The 16,521-nt window shown below is 60.5% G+C and carries 18 protein-coding genes; 8 read left to right on the forward strand and 10 right to left on the reverse strand.

Annotation, left to right across the window (positions count from 1 at the left end; genetic code table 11):
* Nucleotides 1–135 precede the first annotated feature (135 nt).
* From D0Z70_RS18090 to D0Z70_RS18120, 7 genes are all read right to left on the reverse strand, one after another.
* The gene (locus D0Z70_RS18090) at nt 136–1,083 is read right to left on the reverse strand and encodes a HEPN domain-containing protein (protein ID WP_119748828.1); all 948 of its coding nucleotides are present in this window, start codon (nt 1,081–1,083) and stop codon (nt 136–138) included.
* Nucleotides 1,084–1,126: 43 nt separating this feature from the next.
* Nucleotides 1,127–1,528: a type II toxin-antitoxin system VapC family toxin gene (locus D0Z70_RS18095; RefSeq protein ID WP_239019011.1), complete on the reverse strand. Its 402-nt coding sequence runs from the start codon at nt 1,526–1,528 to the stop codon at nt 1,127–1,129.
* Nucleotides 1,521–2,261 (reverse strand): AbrB/MazE/SpoVT family DNA-binding domain-containing protein, encoded by a 741-nt coding sequence (locus D0Z70_RS25220; protein ID WP_220475669.1) that lies wholly within the window; start codon nt 2,259–2,261, stop codon nt 1,521–1,523. The genes D0Z70_RS18095 and D0Z70_RS25220 overlap by 8 nt, the downstream gene beginning before the upstream one ends.
* An 82-nt stretch (nt 2,262–2,343) precedes the next feature.
* On the reverse strand, nt 2,344–2,973 hold the full coding sequence (locus tag D0Z70_RS18105) for a JAB domain-containing protein (protein WP_182914023.1): 630 nt from the start codon (nt 2,971–2,973) through the stop codon (nt 2,344–2,346).
* Nucleotides 2,916–3,356 carry a hypothetical protein gene (locus D0Z70_RS18110; RefSeq protein ID WP_119748834.1) on the reverse strand — a complete coding sequence of 147 codons (441 nt, stop codon included), beginning with the start codon at nt 3,354–3,356 and terminating at the stop codon, nt 2,916–2,918. Before D0Z70_RS18110 ends, D0Z70_RS18105 begins: the two co-directional genes overlap by 58 nt.
* 53 nt (nt 3,357–3,409) lie before the next feature.
* Nucleotides 3,410–3,754: a hypothetical protein gene (locus D0Z70_RS18115; protein WP_088184961.1), complete on the reverse strand. Its 345-nt coding sequence runs from the start codon at nt 3,752–3,754 to the stop codon at nt 3,410–3,412.
* Between the two features lie 61 nt (nt 3,755–3,815).
* Nucleotides 3,816–4,367: a helix-turn-helix domain-containing protein gene (locus tag D0Z70_RS18120; protein WP_220475670.1), complete on the reverse strand. Its 552-nt coding sequence runs from the start codon at nt 4,365–4,367 to the stop codon at nt 3,816–3,818.
* A gap of 371 nt (nt 4,368–4,738) precedes the next feature.
* On the opposite strand from D0Z70_RS18120, the gene D0Z70_RS18125 reads away from it, so the two are divergent.
* Both D0Z70_RS18125 and D0Z70_RS25845 read left to right on the forward strand, forming a co-directional pair.
* Nucleotides 4,739–5,224 (forward strand): sigma factor-like helix-turn-helix DNA-binding protein, encoded by a 486-nt coding sequence (locus tag D0Z70_RS18125; protein ID WP_119748838.1) that lies wholly within the window; start codon nt 4,739–4,741, stop codon nt 5,222–5,224.
* 29 nt (nt 5,225–5,253) lie between these two features.
* Nucleotides 5,254–6,129 carry a DUF7146 domain-containing protein gene (locus tag D0Z70_RS25845; protein ID WP_119748840.1) on the forward strand — a complete coding sequence of 292 codons (876 nt, stop codon included), beginning with the start codon at nt 5,254–5,256 and terminating at the stop codon, nt 6,127–6,129.
* Nucleotides 6,130–6,183: 54 nt separating this feature from the next.
* Here D0Z70_RS25845 and D0Z70_RS18135 read toward each other — a convergent pair whose 3' ends face one another.
* Nucleotides 6,184–6,459 carry an HU family DNA-binding protein gene (locus D0Z70_RS18135; protein WP_119748842.1) on the reverse strand — a complete coding sequence of 92 codons (276 nt, stop codon included), beginning with the start codon at nt 6,457–6,459 and terminating at the stop codon, nt 6,184–6,186.
* A gap of 145 nt (nt 6,460–6,604) precedes the next feature.
* Between D0Z70_RS18135 and D0Z70_RS18140 the strand changes: the two genes are divergently transcribed.
* The gene (locus tag D0Z70_RS18140; protein ID WP_119748844.1) at nt 6,605–8,626 is read left to right on the forward strand and encodes a ParB/RepB/Spo0J family partition protein; all 2,022 of its coding nucleotides are present in this window, start codon (nt 6,605–6,607) and stop codon (nt 8,624–8,626) included.
* Nucleotides 8,627–8,676: 50 nt separating this feature from the next.
* On the opposite strand, the gene D0Z70_RS18145 is transcribed toward D0Z70_RS18140, so the two are convergent.
* The gene (locus D0Z70_RS18145) at nt 8,677–9,342 is read right to left on the reverse strand and encodes a UPF0149 family protein (RefSeq protein WP_119748846.1); all 666 of its coding nucleotides are present in this window, start codon (nt 9,340–9,342) and stop codon (nt 8,677–8,679) included.
* A 129-nt stretch (nt 9,343–9,471) separates the two neighbouring features.
* Between D0Z70_RS18145 and D0Z70_RS18150 the strand changes: the two genes are divergently transcribed.
* The 3 genes from D0Z70_RS18150 to D0Z70_RS18160 all read left to right on the forward strand — a co-directional run bounded on the left by D0Z70_RS18150 (nt 9,472) and on the right by D0Z70_RS18160 (nt 14,381).
* On the forward strand, nt 9,472–13,752 hold the full coding sequence (locus D0Z70_RS18150; RefSeq protein WP_119748848.1) for a strawberry notch-like NTP hydrolase domain-containing protein: 4,281 nt from the start codon (nt 9,472–9,474) through the stop codon (nt 13,750–13,752).
* A gap of 117 nt (nt 13,753–13,869) precedes the next feature.
* A complete protein-coding gene (locus D0Z70_RS18155) occupies nt 13,870–14,088 on the forward strand; it encodes a type II toxin-antitoxin system ParD family antitoxin (RefSeq protein WP_239019013.1) in 219 nt (72 codons plus the stop codon).
* Complete coding sequence (locus D0Z70_RS18160) at nt 14,085–14,381, forward strand: type II toxin-antitoxin system RelE/ParE family toxin (protein ID WP_119748850.1); 297 nt, start codon at nt 14,085–14,087, stop codon at nt 14,379–14,381. Before D0Z70_RS18155 ends, D0Z70_RS18160 begins: the two co-directional genes overlap by 4 nt.
* 47 nt (nt 14,382–14,428) lie before the next feature.
* On the opposite strand, the gene D0Z70_RS18165 is transcribed toward D0Z70_RS18160, so the two are convergent.
* Nucleotides 14,429–15,229, reverse strand: a complete 801-nt coding sequence (locus D0Z70_RS18165) for a MucR family transcriptional regulator (protein WP_239019014.1) — start codon at nt 15,227–15,229, stop codon at nt 14,429–14,431.
* A gap of 149 nt (nt 15,230–15,378) precedes the next feature.
* On the opposite strand from D0Z70_RS18165, the gene D0Z70_RS18170 reads away from it, so the two are divergent.
* Both D0Z70_RS18170 and D0Z70_RS18175 read left to right on the forward strand, forming a co-directional pair.
* On the forward strand, nt 15,379–15,864 hold the full coding sequence (locus D0Z70_RS18170; RefSeq protein ID WP_119748852.1) for a hypothetical protein: 486 nt from the start codon (nt 15,379–15,381) through the stop codon (nt 15,862–15,864).
* A complete protein-coding gene (locus tag D0Z70_RS18175) occupies nt 15,857–16,477 on the forward strand; it encodes a hypothetical protein (RefSeq protein WP_119748854.1) in 621 nt (206 codons plus the stop codon). The genes D0Z70_RS18170 and D0Z70_RS18175 overlap by 8 nt, the downstream gene beginning before the upstream one ends.
* Nucleotides 16,478–16,521: the final 44 nt, after the last annotated feature.

Genomic DNA, 16,521 nt, shown 5'->3' on the forward strand with positions numbered 1-16,521 from the left:
AATGTACGGTGAATACGGCCGGTAATCGCCGCATTCTCCAAGAGAAAAACAGAGGTCGGCCCGTGGGTGAATAGCTCACCAGAAGCATGGATGCTGGATAGGCATGCGGCGTTGCCAATCTATTTGCATTGCTACTTATAGGGGCGTTGTTTTTGAATTTTCCGACTTTTCCGCGTCGAGCTTCAACTCTGTAATATGTTCCGAACAGACCTCATACACAATGGAGCCGAGGTTTTTTATTTTCTCGATGAGCCATTCAAGCTCTTCGGATGAAATATCAAAATGCCTTGAATACTTGCCTTTGCGATACCCGTCCTTCAGTTTCTGGAACATGGCGCGATCGGCATGGATCGCGCGGGGCCAGGCATCAAATAGCCGTCTATCAAGCCCTTCCGCCAAGCCCCTGAGAAACACGATATTCGTGCTGCGAGGAACATAGAATGTGAGCGTTGCTAAAACGCATTTATATAGTTTTTCAGTCGTCTGGTGAAAATCAAAAGCGGCATCGCTGAATCGATTATTGGCAAGGCTAATTTTGGCCAATTCAAACCGCCACATTGCCCCGGGAAATAAATCCTCGAAATATTCCTTTGCCATAAGATGCGCCTGTTCAGGCGTCTTCGGCTTGGGTTTAGCGAGGGGCCGATCGTCCGATTGGTACAGGACTACGCCATCCTTGGCTATCTCGGTGAACAAAGGTCTTCCATGGGACAGGCCGTCATTCACCTGCTGCAACGTATGCACAATGAAATTGACCGGCGTACGGATGATCTTCTCCACCTGATAGGCGTCGAACAGGCGTTGCTCCGTCTCTTCCCAATAGAGAGCGCCGTCCGTCAATTCCTTCTGGTTGACGATGACCAGGATATCGTAATCCGATGTGAACTGGTTCGCGTCGAAGGGAGCATCGACCCAATCACCCCTCGCATAGGATCCAAACAAGATGACCTTGAGAATCCGGGCAGACTTGCGCCGGCCTTTCGCCTCCTGCGTCGCCTCGCGAAAGCCTTGAAAAAGCATTTCCACGACGCGGTCGAGTTCGCGCTGCTTGGCGATCGGAAGATGATTGAGATCGGTACGCATCAGCTTAGTTTCTCATTCCGCTTTCCATTATCCGCCATGCCGGTCATCGCACCAGTTCGACCACCACGCCGACATCCAGCGCTTCCCATGCCCGGTCGGCGCTTACCGCGGTAGCGTTTCGGCACAGCGCTAGCGCCAGGCAGGACCGGTCGCCAAGCGACAGGCCAATGTCGCGCGTTTCGGGATGGAGCTTTCCGCCAACGTCGGCCTGACCACGATCAGCAGGTACAATGTCGATATCGAGTTCGGCCAGCATCATCTGCGCCTCTGCGGCATCGACGCCGCGATCGGTGAGCTTCGCCAGCACCTCATGGTAGTTCACCACCGACACCAGAGCACCGGTCAATCGCATTTCCACTTGGTCTGCGCCCGGTTCGCCAAACAGCAGGCACAGTAGGGCTGAGGCATCGAGAACGAAAACGGCCTTTGCATCGACATCAGTCACGTGCCGCCTCGGCCCGTCGCTCAGCGATCAACTCCTCGGACACAAGCCCCTCCTTGGGTGCAAAGGCACGCAAACGCTCCTGCACTCGTCGAAGCGCGGAGCGGGCGGGACGAATTCGCACTTCGTCGCCGTTGACCTCGAAGAGAACAGTGTCGCCATTCTGCAGGCCAAGCGAACGACGAATATCGGCGGGAAGGGCAATCCGCCCTCCCGCAATGACCTTGCCTCGCAAGATGGTCATGTCACCAACATCCCGAATGGTACCAACACGCTGATCGTACCTCATCTCCATGATCGGCATCAAGGTTCCCGATTGGCCAGACGCGCAGATTTCCGAACTCAGGCTTAGGCATTGCCCGATCAGCAAATCGATTGCGTGTTCCAGAACCTGCTTCGTCGGACGCGCTAGCTTGAGATTGGTGCATCGGCCGTCCGAGGGATCATCCTCGCGCAAAATAGCCCCCAATTCCTCCAGCCGGGTCGAGCGACGATGTGCTGTCGATGATGCATGCTCGGGCGACAGGCAAGCCGGGTATATCCTTTCACCGTCGATTCCGGCGATATAGATTTCGAGCAAATATGCCAGATAGGGGCTCGACGATAGCTTCGTTCCCATCTTGCTGCTGAGGATGGCCACCATTTTCAGAAAGGTCCGACATGCCGTTGCGCGGCTGGCCGGGGACCAGGCATCGTCACGGCGCTTGTCTATCGACGCTATTGACGCGGAGAACATGAACGGCCTCCGGACCCAAGTTTAAGATGCGATCCGGATTTGAGGCTCATGCAGGCCACGCCAGCAAGGCAATATGTACCGGTCACAGATAACCTGCCTTTCGAAAGCTCGTCGTACCATTCCGGGCCACGACCAGATGATCATGGACGACGACGTCGAGACATTTCGCCGCTTTTGCGATCCTTTCCGTTAAATCCCGATCTGACCTTGATGGCCTCGGGCAGCCGGATGGATGATTGTGGACCAGCAAAATCGCCGTCGCTTCGAGATCGAGGCAGCGCTTGAGGATTTCGCGCGGCCATGCGTGCACGGCCGCGACTGTTCCCACGCCCAGCACCTCGTCCGCAATCAACTCATTGTTTGCGTTGAGGAACAACACCCGCAGCTGTTCGATCGGCTCATAGGCCATGCGGCCGCGCAGATAATCCAGCACATGCTCATCGCTGGACAATATGGGCCGCTGCATGAGTTGTCCCCTGAGCATCTGGGTCATCGCCCGTCTGAAGCAGAGGAAGGTTTGTTCGATTTCGAGCGAATCCTCTAACAATTCGATCCGCTCTGCTGAACGCGCCGATACCGCGTCGCCGAGTGAACCAAAGCGTGCGAAGAGACGCTCAGAGAACTCCTGGGCGCGTGCGGGAGAGGTAAGGCTGATCAGCTCTTCCAGGGCGCGTCGGCACCCAGGCGCTTCAGTCGCCTCCGGTGCCGCCATGTCGCGATCACGAGTGCCAGTTGAGCAAACCAGCCCCATAACGCCAGACCGTGCATATAGGCTCGGGGAACAACTTCGGGCGCAATCGCGAGCGCAACATGGACGATAACTTCCGCGCCCAGTATCGCGGCGATCCAGATCGGCCAAAAACGGGTGCTTTGAATTGAAAGCCATAAGAAAATGCCCAGTATCGATATGTCGATCACGAGAATGCCGGCTTCGACATCCTGAAAGCGGGTACCGAGCGGGGAAGCGACAAGAACCGTCAGGCTTGCGCCTAGTAAAAGGGTGACCGCACCGATCTTTTCGGGTTGGTCACCCTTTCGAAAGGCAAAGGCGCTGCTCAACAGCAGAAATGCCAGGAACAGGGCTTGTCTCGTCATGGGCTGAGGGAACGATAAATGTAACGGTTCGTCAATTTCCCTCGGCACATACCTCACACCGCACGAAGATGTTGTCCCTCAGGCCGGTGTTCCGCCGATGCCACCTTGAGTAGGTCGCCATAGCTGGTCTCCGGTAACCCGATCGCATCACTCGCCTGCTTGAGATTGGCATGGGTCGTGACGATTTTTTCGCGCGTCTCGGCGACGAGCAACATCGCCGAAGCCGAGCTTTGAATAGCATTCTGGCCGATCATGGCCGAGAGGCGAGCATCCAGCCGTGCGAGTGGTAGCGCCGCGTTTAGTTCGGCAATACGGGCAGCTGCGATATCGATGGCCTCTTCGGCGGCGAACAGTCGTTCGGCTACATGTTTGGCGATGGATTGGCGTTGAGCGCGCATGGTTTCTCCTTCCCGCTCCGCCCGGAGCAGGTCACGTCGATGGATTTTGTGGATTGCTGCTCTATCTTTCTACAAGACCGTTGAGCGCCAACAGCAAGGAAAACCCGGCGCCTACGGCAAAGAGCATCAAGGTGGTGAGGATCGCAAAAACGATCAGTATGTAAGGTCCGCTCAGCTCATTGCGTTGCCTCCCGGCTACGCGGAACGGTACAATATCGAGCAGGAAAAAGCTTCGGTCGCGAACGCCATATGGCTTTTGTTCATTCGCGAAAAAATCTTCCGCTTCTCCTTGCGTCGCCTGGTCGTCCGCTTGGGTTTCGGTAGGACCAGTTGGCATGGGATTCGGGTTATCGGGAATAACCATTGGTTGGGGGGGTATATTTTGCCCCCCCTTACGGGTTTCCCATTCCAAGAAGAGTTGTGCCGCCTTCCACTTCGACACATTGTCGAGCTGCCTGCGGATTTCCAGGATGTGATTGTTGACCGTGTTGGGTGAGATGCCCAAAGCACGCCCGATCTCTTTTGAGGAGCTGCCTTTAGCGGCCTCTCGCAGACAATCGACCTTTCGAGGGCTGAGCCGCTCGAATATCTCTGAATAGTCGTTCTCGTTCAAGGGCGGTTCCCCCTTCGCCGATTTACAGCGATCGCAAGCTGCGTCCTCTCCTTCCACTTCAATCAATCTGTTGGCAGCCTCCGAGCGCCTCCATTCTGTTTCAAATAAAAACCTTTCTAAAACATAGCTGTGCTGCGTCCCGTTTGACAGGATATTTCACAAGCAATCGAGCAATGGCTCAGACGGTCCTCGCGGCGTCCAACGGATGGATATCGGTTCCATCGCCCGAGCCGCAAATGGGTGACGAACGCGGGCACTCGAAAATCCCCTTAAAATGCGACGATGACGAAGAGCACGATGCTCGGACCACATGGCTTGGGAAAGGAGAGGGGTGGGACGGGACAGGGAGTATCCGGCAGGAATGAACCACCATGCACAATTCTAAGATAGTTTCACTACTTCAAGATCTTGGAGCCTATCTGTTCGGCGGGGCTTGGTCCTGGTCTCGCGGCAAAGCCCCGCCGTTTTTTCGTCGTCTTACCGGCGTTGCCGATCGACTGGGCGATGCCCGCCATCCAGCAATTGCAGTCGCCAGAGCCAGGCTGGAAGGTGCGCCCGTGCTGCGCATTGACGCCGACGAAACCCGTGTTGAGGAGACTCCTCAGGGCGTGTGGGTCAGAGGATGGATTTGGGTCGAGCAGCACGCCTTGGACTCCGGCGATGCGAAGCAAGAGGCGAAGTTACGGAGTGCCCTTGCGGAGCTGCCGCAACAAAGGCGCGTCATCTATCTCTCCCATTGCGTCGAGGGCCTCACCTATCCAGCGATAGCCACCAGGCTCGATCTCGACGTCGCTGAGGTCCAGCGCGAGTTGGCGGCGGCGCTTCTCGCACTGTCGCTGGCTCTTGATGAGACATGATGAATGGCTCAGCCGTAGAGCGTGCTGCGATGGAAGCTCTCCAACTGGAGTCCCAGGGCGCAAACCTGTGCCGCCAACTGGGAGGAACATGGCGAAATGACCGGGGCCTGTGTCTGTGTCCGGCTCATGATGACCATAATCCCAGCCTGTCGATCCGTGTGGGCAACGAGGCATTGCTGTTCAAGTGCTTTGCGGGTTGCGACACTATAGACGTCCTGCGGGCGATCCGGCGCTTGCACCTTGGGCTTCCCGAGCGGCCGATCTCGGCTTCGCCACGCAAATTGCACATCGACTGGCCCAGACCCGGGCCTAGCCTGCGGGTTTGGGAAACATCCGCATCCATCGCAGACACTCCTGTGCAAGCTTATCTCGTCAGTCGTTTCCTCTTACCGCCCTGGCACGATTTGCGCTATAATGCCCGTACGCCGCTGGGGCGTGGCAATACCGTCGTATTCCGTCCCGCGATGATTGCAGCGATCCGCGAAGGGCGTCGGATCGTCGCTGTCCACCGAACCTTTCTCGATCCGACGACTGCCTTGAAAGCGGGTGATCTGGCGGATCCACGGTTGATGCTTGGACGGCCGGGTCGCGGCGCCGTGCAACTTGCCGGCGCGACCACAGTTCTTGGCCTCGCCGAAGGGATCGAAACGGCGCTCGCCGCGATGCGCCTTCACCGCATTCCTGTCTGGGCGGCGCTCGGCGCCGAACGTGCGGCGCATATCCTGCTGCCCAGCGGGCTGAAACGCCTCGTTCTGCTTTTCGACCGGGATGCGGCCGGATGGAAAGCCAATCGCCGCGCCCGTCTCGCCTATGAACGCCCCGGCCTTGAGATCATCAGCCCTTGGCCCCCGGCGCCCTTCAATGACTGGGCTGACGTCCTGGAAGCGAAGGAACGCGCTGCCTGACAATCGCGAAATAGCGAAGCCGCCCTACCGGAAAGCGACAGGGCGGCGGGCTGCTCAGCCGTTCAAGCGATCCTTCACCGCTTTGGCAGGTGTGAATGTCAGCTTCTTCGACGCCTTGATGGAGATGGTTTCGCCCGTCGCCGGATTGCGTCCGTCGCGCGCGGGCGTGTCCTTGACCTTGAACTTGCCGAAGCCGTTCAGCGAAATCTCGTCCCCTTTGGCTGCTGCATCGGCAATGGCACCGAACACCGCATCGACGAGCTTGCGCGCGTCAGCCTTCGTCAGTCCGTGCGCAGCCGTAAGCGTCTCGGCCAGTTCTGAATTGTTCATAAACTTCCTCCTTAAAATTACGAAGCTACGATTGATAGCTTTGAGGCTGCGTGTCGTCACGAGCGAAAACGGCAACGAAAAGAGAAGGGGGGAGGAGCGAGATGTGCGGTTCGATGCCCGGGCCGCCTCTGTGGAGCTTTGACGAATGACCACAACACCTATCCTCGTGCCCGCCAGCAACCTCGCTAAGTCTCCGGTCAATGTCCGCAAGCGGACCGATGCGCATGCCGATGCCGAGCTGGAAACCAGCATCGCCAGTCACGGCCTTATCCAGAACCTCGTTGCCGTCCCCGTGGCGCGCAAAAAGGGGCATTATCGGGTCACGGCCGGCGGCCGCCGCCTCGACGCCATCCACCGACTGATCGAGAAGGGAACGCTGCCAGCCGATCATCAGGTCCCGGTTCTCATCCTGTCCAACGCCAGGGATGGGCGCGAAATCAGCCTTGTCGAAAACTACGACCGCCTGGCCATGTCCCCGGCCGAAGATTGCATGGCGTTTCGCGACCTGATCGAAGTCGAGGGCCGCACCCCTGCCGATATCGCCAGGCGCTTCGGTATCGAAGAGCGGTTCGTGCTGGGCCGGCTCCGGCTCGCCAATCTCGCCGATCCCATCTTCGCCGCACTCGAAGCCGAACAGATTACGCTCGATATCGCCAAGGCCTATGCGACGACTGCTGATACAGGTCGCCAGACAGCGGTCTGGGAGGCTGTGCGAGGAACCTGGTCACGAGATAATATCAACGAGATCCGGCGACTGCTCAAAAATTACAGCTATCGCGCGGACGGCCCCAAGGCCCTGCTGGTCGGGCGCGATGCCTATATCGCCGCGGGCGGCCGCGTCGAGGATGCCGACCTCTTCTCCACCGCGGCCGATGAACGCTGGGTCGATACCCATATCCTCGACGAACTGGCAGAGAGGAAACTGCTCGCCGAAGCCGCGGCCATCCAGACACGTGAAGGGCTGGGCGAGGTACGCGTCGTCGCTGGTCCCCGCATTCCCTATATGGAGACTTATGCCCTGCAGCCCCTGATCGGCGCACCAGAGCCGCTGACGCCCGAGCAGGAAGCCCGCAAGCGGGAGATCGAAACCCAGATCGCCGAAATCGACGACGATCCGGAGCACGAGGGCCAAGAACACGATGGCGCGCACGAGCAGCGACTGCGTGCCGAGTTGACGACTATCGTCGACGGCGCTCTGCGGTACGACCCCGAGCAGAAAGCGTCCGCGCTCGCTTTTGTCGTACTCGCACCCGATGGCCGCCCGCAAATCCATCACCAGCTTTACGTTGCGCCTGTCGATGAAACGGTGGGCGTGGATATGGCGAATGGTGGCGAGGGTGACGCCCAAGCGCAGGCTCAGGAGGGCGCGGTCACCGATGATGCGCGCCCAATGATCACCCAGCGTCTTTACGACATGATGGCGATGATGAAGACCCAGTTGCTCGCGCTCCATGTCGCAAGCGATCCGGGTTTTGCACTCGATCTTGGTACGTTCATCATGGCTGACGAGCAATGTCAGGTCGCCGGTTCCGCGACGCCCAGCGACCTTCACGCATCCCTGCCGTCACCGCTCATCGCCGATTTCAAGCCGGAGACGCCCGCTGCTGTCGAATGGACCAGACTGGATGAGACGCTCGATCGCAGTTGGGTTGGCCATAGCACCATCGAGGAGCGCTATGATGCGTTCTGCGCGCTCCCCGACGATGCGCGGGGCGCCTGGCTAGGCTGGGTGATCGCCCGTACGCTTCGTTCGGTTCCGGGCGGCGGCGAGGGCGCCGACTTTCTCGACCATCTGGGCCGCAAGCTCGGTATCGACGTGGCCGCCTGGTGGCGCCCGACTGCGCTCACCTTCTTCGACAAGCTGACCAAGCCCGCCATTCTCGCGCTGTTCGAGGAGATCGGTGGCGATGAACTGCGCCTGCGCTATTCCGGATCGAAGAAGCATGATCTCGCCGCATCCGCCGAACGGCTCTTCGGCGGACACGTCATTATGGAACCGGAAGTCCAGCAACGCGCGCTTGCATGGCTTCCCGATGCGATGCGCTTCGATGCTACGCAAGGCGGCTTCGAACGGGGCTTGCCGGACGCGCCTGGAGCCCATGGGCAGACCGATACCCCCGCCGACTCCGGAGGCGACGGCGAAGACGGCTTCGCAAAGGCGGCCTGACCGCCCGCGGGGCCGGAGCTTTCGTTTCGGCCCCGATCACGGCGTCCCTTTCAGTTCAGGCCGCAGCATTTCTTGTATTTGCGTCCAGATCCGCAAGGGCAGGGATCATTACGGCCAATCTTCTGGCACCCGGTCGTTGAAGGCCGGTTCGGCTCATTCTCCAGCCGCCATTGGTGCAGCATTTCCACCCAAGCCGGAATGAGGTCGGGCGCTTCCGCGTCCCAGCGATCCTCTTGTACGCGCGTGAGCTGCATGGAGCCGTCGGCAAAAGCACGGAGCATCCGCAGGCCTTCGATCGCCGCGCGGCATCCGGGATCATCATCCGCCAATATGCGCTGCCAGCCGTCAGGATTCATATCCATCGCCTGTCCGAAACCCTCGACCCACATTTCCCACAGGGTCTCGTCGGATCGCGTGTCGATTTCCAACACCGGTTCATAGTCGCCCGGTCGCGCCAGCGATGTCAGGATCGCGTGATAGTGGTGCATTACCAGATCTATGAAATGCTGCATCCCGCCGACGTCATCGAACCGGGGAACACCCTCGCCATCGTCGCCGGCCCAGACAAGCTTCAGCCACTGGCCAGGCTTGATCAGGTCGGGACTGAGAATGATCCCGGTAAGAAATCCGTCCAACTGGGTCAACAGCATGCAATCCTCGCCCTGGTGGAGCAGCAGGCGGTCGAGTTCATCGAGATAGTCGAGCGAGGAAGCCATGGCGTCTTCTAGCGCCGGGGCGCGATGCCGTCACCGGCTAGCGAACGCGTTGTTCCGGGATATCCACGCCATGCTGGATGGGGAGAGGGGAAGGGAGGAGCGCGTTTTCCAAAGTCCACCGAGGTGCCCATGAATCTGTTCCAGTTCGCCCCCTCGCCACAAGCTGACATGCCATCGCGCTTGCACGACGTGGCGAAATCGATCGCCCAGCGCTTGCGCGGTGGTGGTTCGATCACCCGCCAGGCTATCAAAAAGTTTATGGTCGAAGCGTTCGGCGCCGACGATGCCGATGGGGCCTGGTCGATGCGGGACGCCTATGACGCGCTGGAGGCCGCGCAGGTTATGCTGCTTGCAGACGCCGAGTGCGCGCTGCTTCAGAGCAATTCGGCGCCGGACGTCTGCGCCAGGCTGCGCGCGGTCGAGCGCGGCCTGCCGACCCAGACCTACCGGTCCGAACGCCAGGTCGATCTCCAGCAGTTCAGCACGCCGGTAACGCTTGCCTGGTTGGCGAGCCTCGCCGCGCCGGCACGGCCCGAAGACATCGTGCTCGAACCGTCCGCCGGGACGGGGATGCTCGCCGTCCACGCTAAGCGCATCGGCGCCCGGTTGCTTCTCAACGAGTTCGATCCCAGGCGCGCCGATCTGCTCGCGCGCATCTTCGAACAGCCCGTCACGCGTCATGACGGGGAGCATATCGACGATCTTCTGTCAGCCATGCCGCGGCCAACGCTGGTTCTCATCAATCCGCCTTTCAGCCGAAGCGCGGGGCGCGGCGTCGATCGCCATGCAGGGGCCCGTCACCTGCGCGCCGCGCTGGCCAGGCTTGCGCCCGGTGGCCGCTGCGTCGCGATCATGCCGCCGAGTTTCGCAGCCGATGGAACGGCGGCCCTGGGCTATACGATGGTGTCCGAACTGACGCCGCCGCGCGTCGAGATCACCATAGGCGGCAATTCCTATGCCAAGCATGGCACGAGCATCGACGTGCGCCTGCTTGTCTTCGACAAGGGCTGGACAGGAGACCCGGAGAGGCATGTCGCCGATACGATCGATGCGGCGCTGGATATCGTGTTGCGTATCCCGAGCCGTCTCGATCCGGCAGAACCGCCACCGCCGACGCCCCCTGTCGCGATGGCACGGCCCACATCATTACTATGTCCACCGCAGCACAGCATTTTCGCGCGAACCGTCTCCCGCCAGCTCGCGCCACCCTCCCGCATTGCCGCGCAGGGCGACATGGCGCAGCCGCTCGATTACCGAATTCTCGACGTGCCACTGCCGCCGTGCGCCCCGGTCGGCCTCTATGCCCCTTGGCGCCTTGCTCGTGTCGTGATCAAGGGGGCAACGCCGCATCCCGACGATCTGGTCGAATCGATCGCCATGGCCTCGATTTCGCCGCCGGCACCGACCCACCGTCCCATGCTCCAGCAGCGCGCGGTGGCGGCGCTATCCGATGCCCAGCTCGAAACCTTGATTCTGGCGGGCGATGCCTTTTCGCGTGACCTACCCGGACGATTCCTGCCCAATGGTGCAGGTGACCGCCTCGAAGAGAATGCTGGAGGACACATCTACCGGGCCGGCTTCTTCATCGGCGACGGCACCGGCGTGGGCAAGGGGCGTGAGGTCGCAGCCTGCATCCGCGATCGCTGGAACCAGGGACATCGCAAGGCAATCTGGATCAGCCGCGGTACAGCTTTGCTAGAAGATGCGAGGCGAGACCATGCCGCGCTGGGCGGCCTGTCCATCGATATCCAGCCGATCGACAATTTTCCGCCCGGAAGCCCGATCACCATGACAAGTGGAATTCTGTTCCTGACCTACGCGTCGCTGCGCTCTGCGCGCCATGATCGACAATCGCGTCTGCAGCAGATCATCGCCTGGGCGGGCGATGATTTCGAAGGCGTGCTGGTGTTCGACGAGTCCCACGAGATGGGCAACGCCGCCGGCACCGAAACCGAGTTCGGCACGGCGCGCGGGTCCGAGCAGGGGCTTGCCGGTGTTCGACTTCAGAATGCCCTCCCACGCGCCTGCGTGCTCTATGTTTCCGCGACCGGCGCGACAAAGCCTGAAAATCTGAGCTATGCTTCCCGCCTTGGCCTGTGGGGACCGGGCACAGCCTTTGCGGATCGCGATATCTTCCTGTCCTCCATGGAAGAAGGCGGTGTCGCGGCGCTGGAGATCGTGGCCCGCGACCTCAAAGCGATGGGCCTCTACACCGCCCGCGCGCTCAGCTTCACCGGCGTCGAATATGCACCGCTGGTCCACAAGCTCACGCCCGAGCAGATAGCGATCTACGACATATTCGCCGATGCCTGGAGTATCGTCCACCGCCACCTCGAGGCGGTACTCAAAGCAACCAATATCGTGGATCGCTTATCGGGGGCCACACTCAATTCGCGAGCCAAGGGGGCGGCGCTCAGCCGGTTCGAAAGTTCAAAACAAAGGTTCTGGCTCGCCCTTTTGGTGGCCATGAAAATGCCCACCCTGCTGCCGGAAATCGAGCGAGAAATCGCGCAGGGCCATGTTGCGGTGATCCAGCTGGTCACGACGGCGGAAGCCATTCTCGAGCGGCGCCTTGCCGAACTCACGCCGGAGGAGCGCGCCAATCTCTCGCTGGAGGTATCTCCGCTCGAGATCCTTGTCGAATATCTCCGTCACGCTTTTCCTGTCCAGCAGATGCGTGTATTTCGCACCACAGATGGTGCTGATCGGTCCGAGCCGATGCTCGATGCAGACGGCCAGCCGGTGCTCAGCCAGGAGGCGATTGCAGCGCGAGACGAACTGGTCGAGCAGCTCTGCGCTCTGCCTCCGGTGCCTGCCGCGCTCGACACGCTGATCGCCTATTTTGGAACTGACCACGTCGCCGAGATCACCGGCCGCTCTCGCCGCCTCGTTGTCAAACCCGACGGACGTCAGGCTATAGAACGCCGCAGCGCCCGCGCCAATCTCGTCGAGACCAGCCTGTTCATGGATGGCGTGAAGCCGATCCTGGTGTTCAGTTCCGCCGGCGGCACGGGCCGTTCATATCATGCCGATCGCGCTTCCAAAGCAGGGGACAAGCGGCGCATCCACTTTCTGCTGGAGCCGGGGTGGCGAGCCGACGTTGCGATCCAGGGGCTCGGGCGCAGCCACCGTACCAACCAGACGGTGCCGCCGATATTTCGCCCGGTGGTAACCGACTGCAAGGGCGAACGCCGTGCCATCTCCACCATCGCGCGGCGGCTTGATAGTCTGGGCGCCCTGACACGCGGGCAGCGCCAGACCGGCGGGCAGGGCCTGTTCGACCCGAGTGACAATCTTGAAAGCGACCTGGCGCGCGAGGCGCTGGCGCAGTGGTACCGTCTCCTGCACGGCGGGAAACTCGCCAGCGTCACGCTGGCCGATTTCCAGGATATGACCGGCCTCAAGCTGGTCGACGATCAGGGCGTGCTGCTGGAACGGTTGCCGCCGATCCAGCGCTGGCTCAACCGGTTGCTGGCGCTGCGCATCGCTGTGCAGAACGCGATCTTCGAGGAATATATGGGTCTTATCCAGGCCCGCGCCGATGCGGCACGTGAGGCTGGGACGCTCGATGTCGGCGTCGAAACCATCCGGGCCGAGAAGATCGTGACGCTGGCCGACCAGTGCCTGCGTGTCGACCCGAGAACCGGCGCCGAGACGCGGCTGCTCCACCTCGAACTTCATCTCAAGCCTCGCATCACCAGTTGGGATCGGCTGATGCGGATCTGGGGCAACACCGACGGCATTGGCTTTCTGCACAATGGGCGATCCGGCCGTGTCGCGCTGGGCGTGCCGTCCTGGTCGATTACCGATGAGGAGGGCCGTGTCATCCCGATGCTGTCGCTCGAACGCCCGACAGGATCCTCGCGGATCAGTGAAGGAGAACTCGCGCTCAGCCACTGGAAGCCGATTGCTCATGATCGATTTCGGGATTTATGGGATGCGGAATGCCGTGAAGCACTGGCAAAGGTCGACACCGAAACCGTCCATGTCGCAACCGGCCTTCTCCTGCCGGTCTGGCACAAGCTGCCTGGGGACGATGTCCGTGTCTGGCGGATCGACAATGGCGCCGACACGACGATCCTGGGTCGCATCATTCACCCGCGCGCGCTCACTCGGCTCCAGTCGGAATTTGGATTGAGCGGGAACACGACAAGCCTCTCGCCCGACGAATTGCTGCGCGGCGCGGAAGCTACAGGCGGTGTTCCAATCCCGGGCCTCAAGGGAGCGAGGCTGGTCATGGCGACGGTCAATAACAGCCGGCGTCTAGAAATCCGTGACTATGCACCCGAACATCGCAACTGGCTCAAATCCTGCGGTGCGTTCAGCGAGGTCCTGAGCTTCAAGACTAGACTGTTTCTGCCGCCCGACAATGCGCGTACGATCCTCGAGAAGATTGCTGCGGACGTTTGACGGCCATAAAAGGCGGTGGGCTTAATAACAGTTGATAAGAAGCCTATCTAGCTAGCATAAGCCTTGAAGGATTCCAGTCATGATCAGCGCCGATCGGGCCAGCAGCTCGAAATTTTTGTGACCGGTCTCGTTGAAACCGGTCGCTACAATTCAAAGAGCGAAGTTCTCCGCGAAGGCGAGCGCCTGATCCAGGAGCGCGAAACGCGGCTTTCGGCTTTGCAGGCGTCCATCGCTCGCGGCCTCCTGGATATGGAAGCCGGTCGCACCACGACGGCCGAGCACGTCTTCGACCGGCTTGAGGCCAAATATCAGGCGATGCAGCATAGCGCGGAATGATCGTCGAATTTGCCAAGGCGGCTGAAGACGATCTTGAGGCAATCGGCGACTATATCGCCCGCGACAATCCCGTACGAGCCCTGAGCTTCATCAGGGAATTACGGACCGCATGCCTTGATCTTGGCACTAGCCCCGAGCGGTTTCAAATGCCCGCCGCCTTCGAGAGACAAGGTATCCGGCGTCGACTGCACGGAAACTATGTGATCTTCTACCGGGTCGATGGCGCACGCATCGCCATCATCCACATCCTGCACGGCGCCAGCAATTACGCATCGCTCATTTTCAGCAACTGATCGGACGGGCGAGGTCAAATCTCCAGACCTCACCCGTGCCGGTTGCTTCAAACGCTGGCGGGTTCCGTATCGGGTGCAGTTTCCACCGCAGGGTCAGATGCCTTCGCTTTGGTCACTCGCTTGCCGGTTTTTGGTTTGCTGTCCGGCTTGGCTCCTGCGACTTTAGAGGCTCTGCCGGCTTTGACGGCCGGTGCCGGGGCTAGGGCTTCCTTCACACTTTCTGCGCCGGGCTTGGCTCGCGGTTTGCGGCCGGGCTTGGCTTTGACCGGCTTCTCGCTCGCTGCGTCGACTGATGGACTGTCCGTTGCCGCTACTATCGCACGCTTGGCCGGAGCGGCCGCAACGGGCGTCTCGGGCTTGGCAGCAACAGTAACATCAGTGGCCTCCACCTTCTTGCGGCCGAGCCCAAGCCGATGCGCCACCTCCCGGCGCTGCTCGGAATAGCCCGGCGCGACCATCGGATAGTCCTTCGCCAGACTGTAGCGTTCCCGGTACTCGGCGGGGGTGAGGCCATGCCTGCCGATATGGCGCTTCAGGCTCTTGTAGGGCTTGCCGTCGATCAAGCTGATGATGTGGTCGCGCGACGCCAGGCTCTTGCGGACCGATACGGCCGGAACATGATCCGGTTCCGCGGGCGTTGTGACGGCGCTCTTGCGCTCCAGCGCCGTGCGTGTCGTTTCGATGATCGCGGGAATATCGGAGGCCGGTACCTGATTGTTCGCGAAATAGGCGCTCAGTAGTTGGACCGTCATCGCGGTGAAATCAGGTTCGATGGCATCGGACATGGAAAACTCCAGATCGAGGAAGAAGGAGATGGACGCCTCTGGCACAAAAACGTTGCGGAACATCTAAACGCGAAGCGCCGATGACCACAAGCCGGGAATGTATATCGCTTGTGCGGGCTGCCGTTGCAAATTGAACAGCAGCAATGGGAGAGGGAGAGGGGAGGGCGGAGACGAGATCGAATGAATGGTCTCGATTTTGCGAAAGACAGCTCATGGCCAACCGCGTGTCCGCCCATATCCAGATCGGCGGGGTCTTGTCCCGCAGCCGGTACCCGGAACTCATATCTGCGATCGCTGACGATGATCCCGCCATCGACTGGGATGGCACTCCGTTCGATCCCGCCGACCTACCGGCCACCGGTCCGTTATGCCTGATGGATCATGAGGTCGCCGAGGGCCGCTTCGACGAGATCGAGCAATGTTGCCGGTCGCTTGGGCTATCCTATGTTCGCTGGCGGGCCGGCTACAGTGGAAGCTTCCCGTCAGACCGGGAAATCTACTTCGGGCCTGGGGAACAAGAAAGTTTCCTCACCACCGAGGAAGACACGCTGATCTTTTCGATCGAACGGATTCGCGAACTCGGATCTATGGATGCGATCGAGGCTGAATATGCTCGTGCGCATTTCAATCCGCCGCCATTGGCGATCATCGACGAGGATCCTGCCGACTGCGAAGCAGTGGAGGCCGCCCATGGCTGATTACTATGTTCAGGGTTCTTTCTCGTTCACCTGCACCGCGGCGGAGAGCGCGCTCATCGAGGAAGCGTGGCAACATGCCGCTGACCTCGGCGACAAGGCGGCGCCAGGCGAATCCAGTGCCGAGTTTCTCGCGGCCTTTCCGCCGACTGACCTCGGCAATCCGTTCAACGGCCTGCTCGAGATATTCGACGATCCGAACTTCCCAACATTCGGCGCGGAAATCGAGATCAGCGGCGCGGGTACATGTCTGGTAACTATCTTCGGCGATACGGATTTTCAGCCGGACACGATTGCAGCCCTGGTGCAGCGCTGCTGCCGGCAGACGCTATCTGAAGCCCCAATTGGGTTTGAATGGAGCTATAGCTGTTCGCGCCCGCGCGCCGACGGCATCGGTGGCGGATGGTGTGCCATCTTCGTCGACCGGATCGAATTTGGCGCCACGCGCGAACGTCTGGCGAGGACGCTCCGCCCCGCCACTCATCGCGATCCCTGGATCGAAGAGCCCGCGCATCCCCTGTCCGACTGGAGAAGCGAAGTGGCCAATGACGATACCCGCTTGGGCTATCTCGACTGGGTCGATGCCCGAAGCGCGGCTCTCCCTAATCCACGATAGCAGGATTTCGATCAGATCCCCGTCCGCCGGCCTTGCATATAGGT

The organism is Sphingobium terrigena (genome assembly GCF_003591655.1).
Classification (GTDB): Bacteria; Pseudomonadota; Alphaproteobacteria; order Sphingomonadales; family Sphingomonadaceae; genus Sphingobium; species Sphingobium terrigena.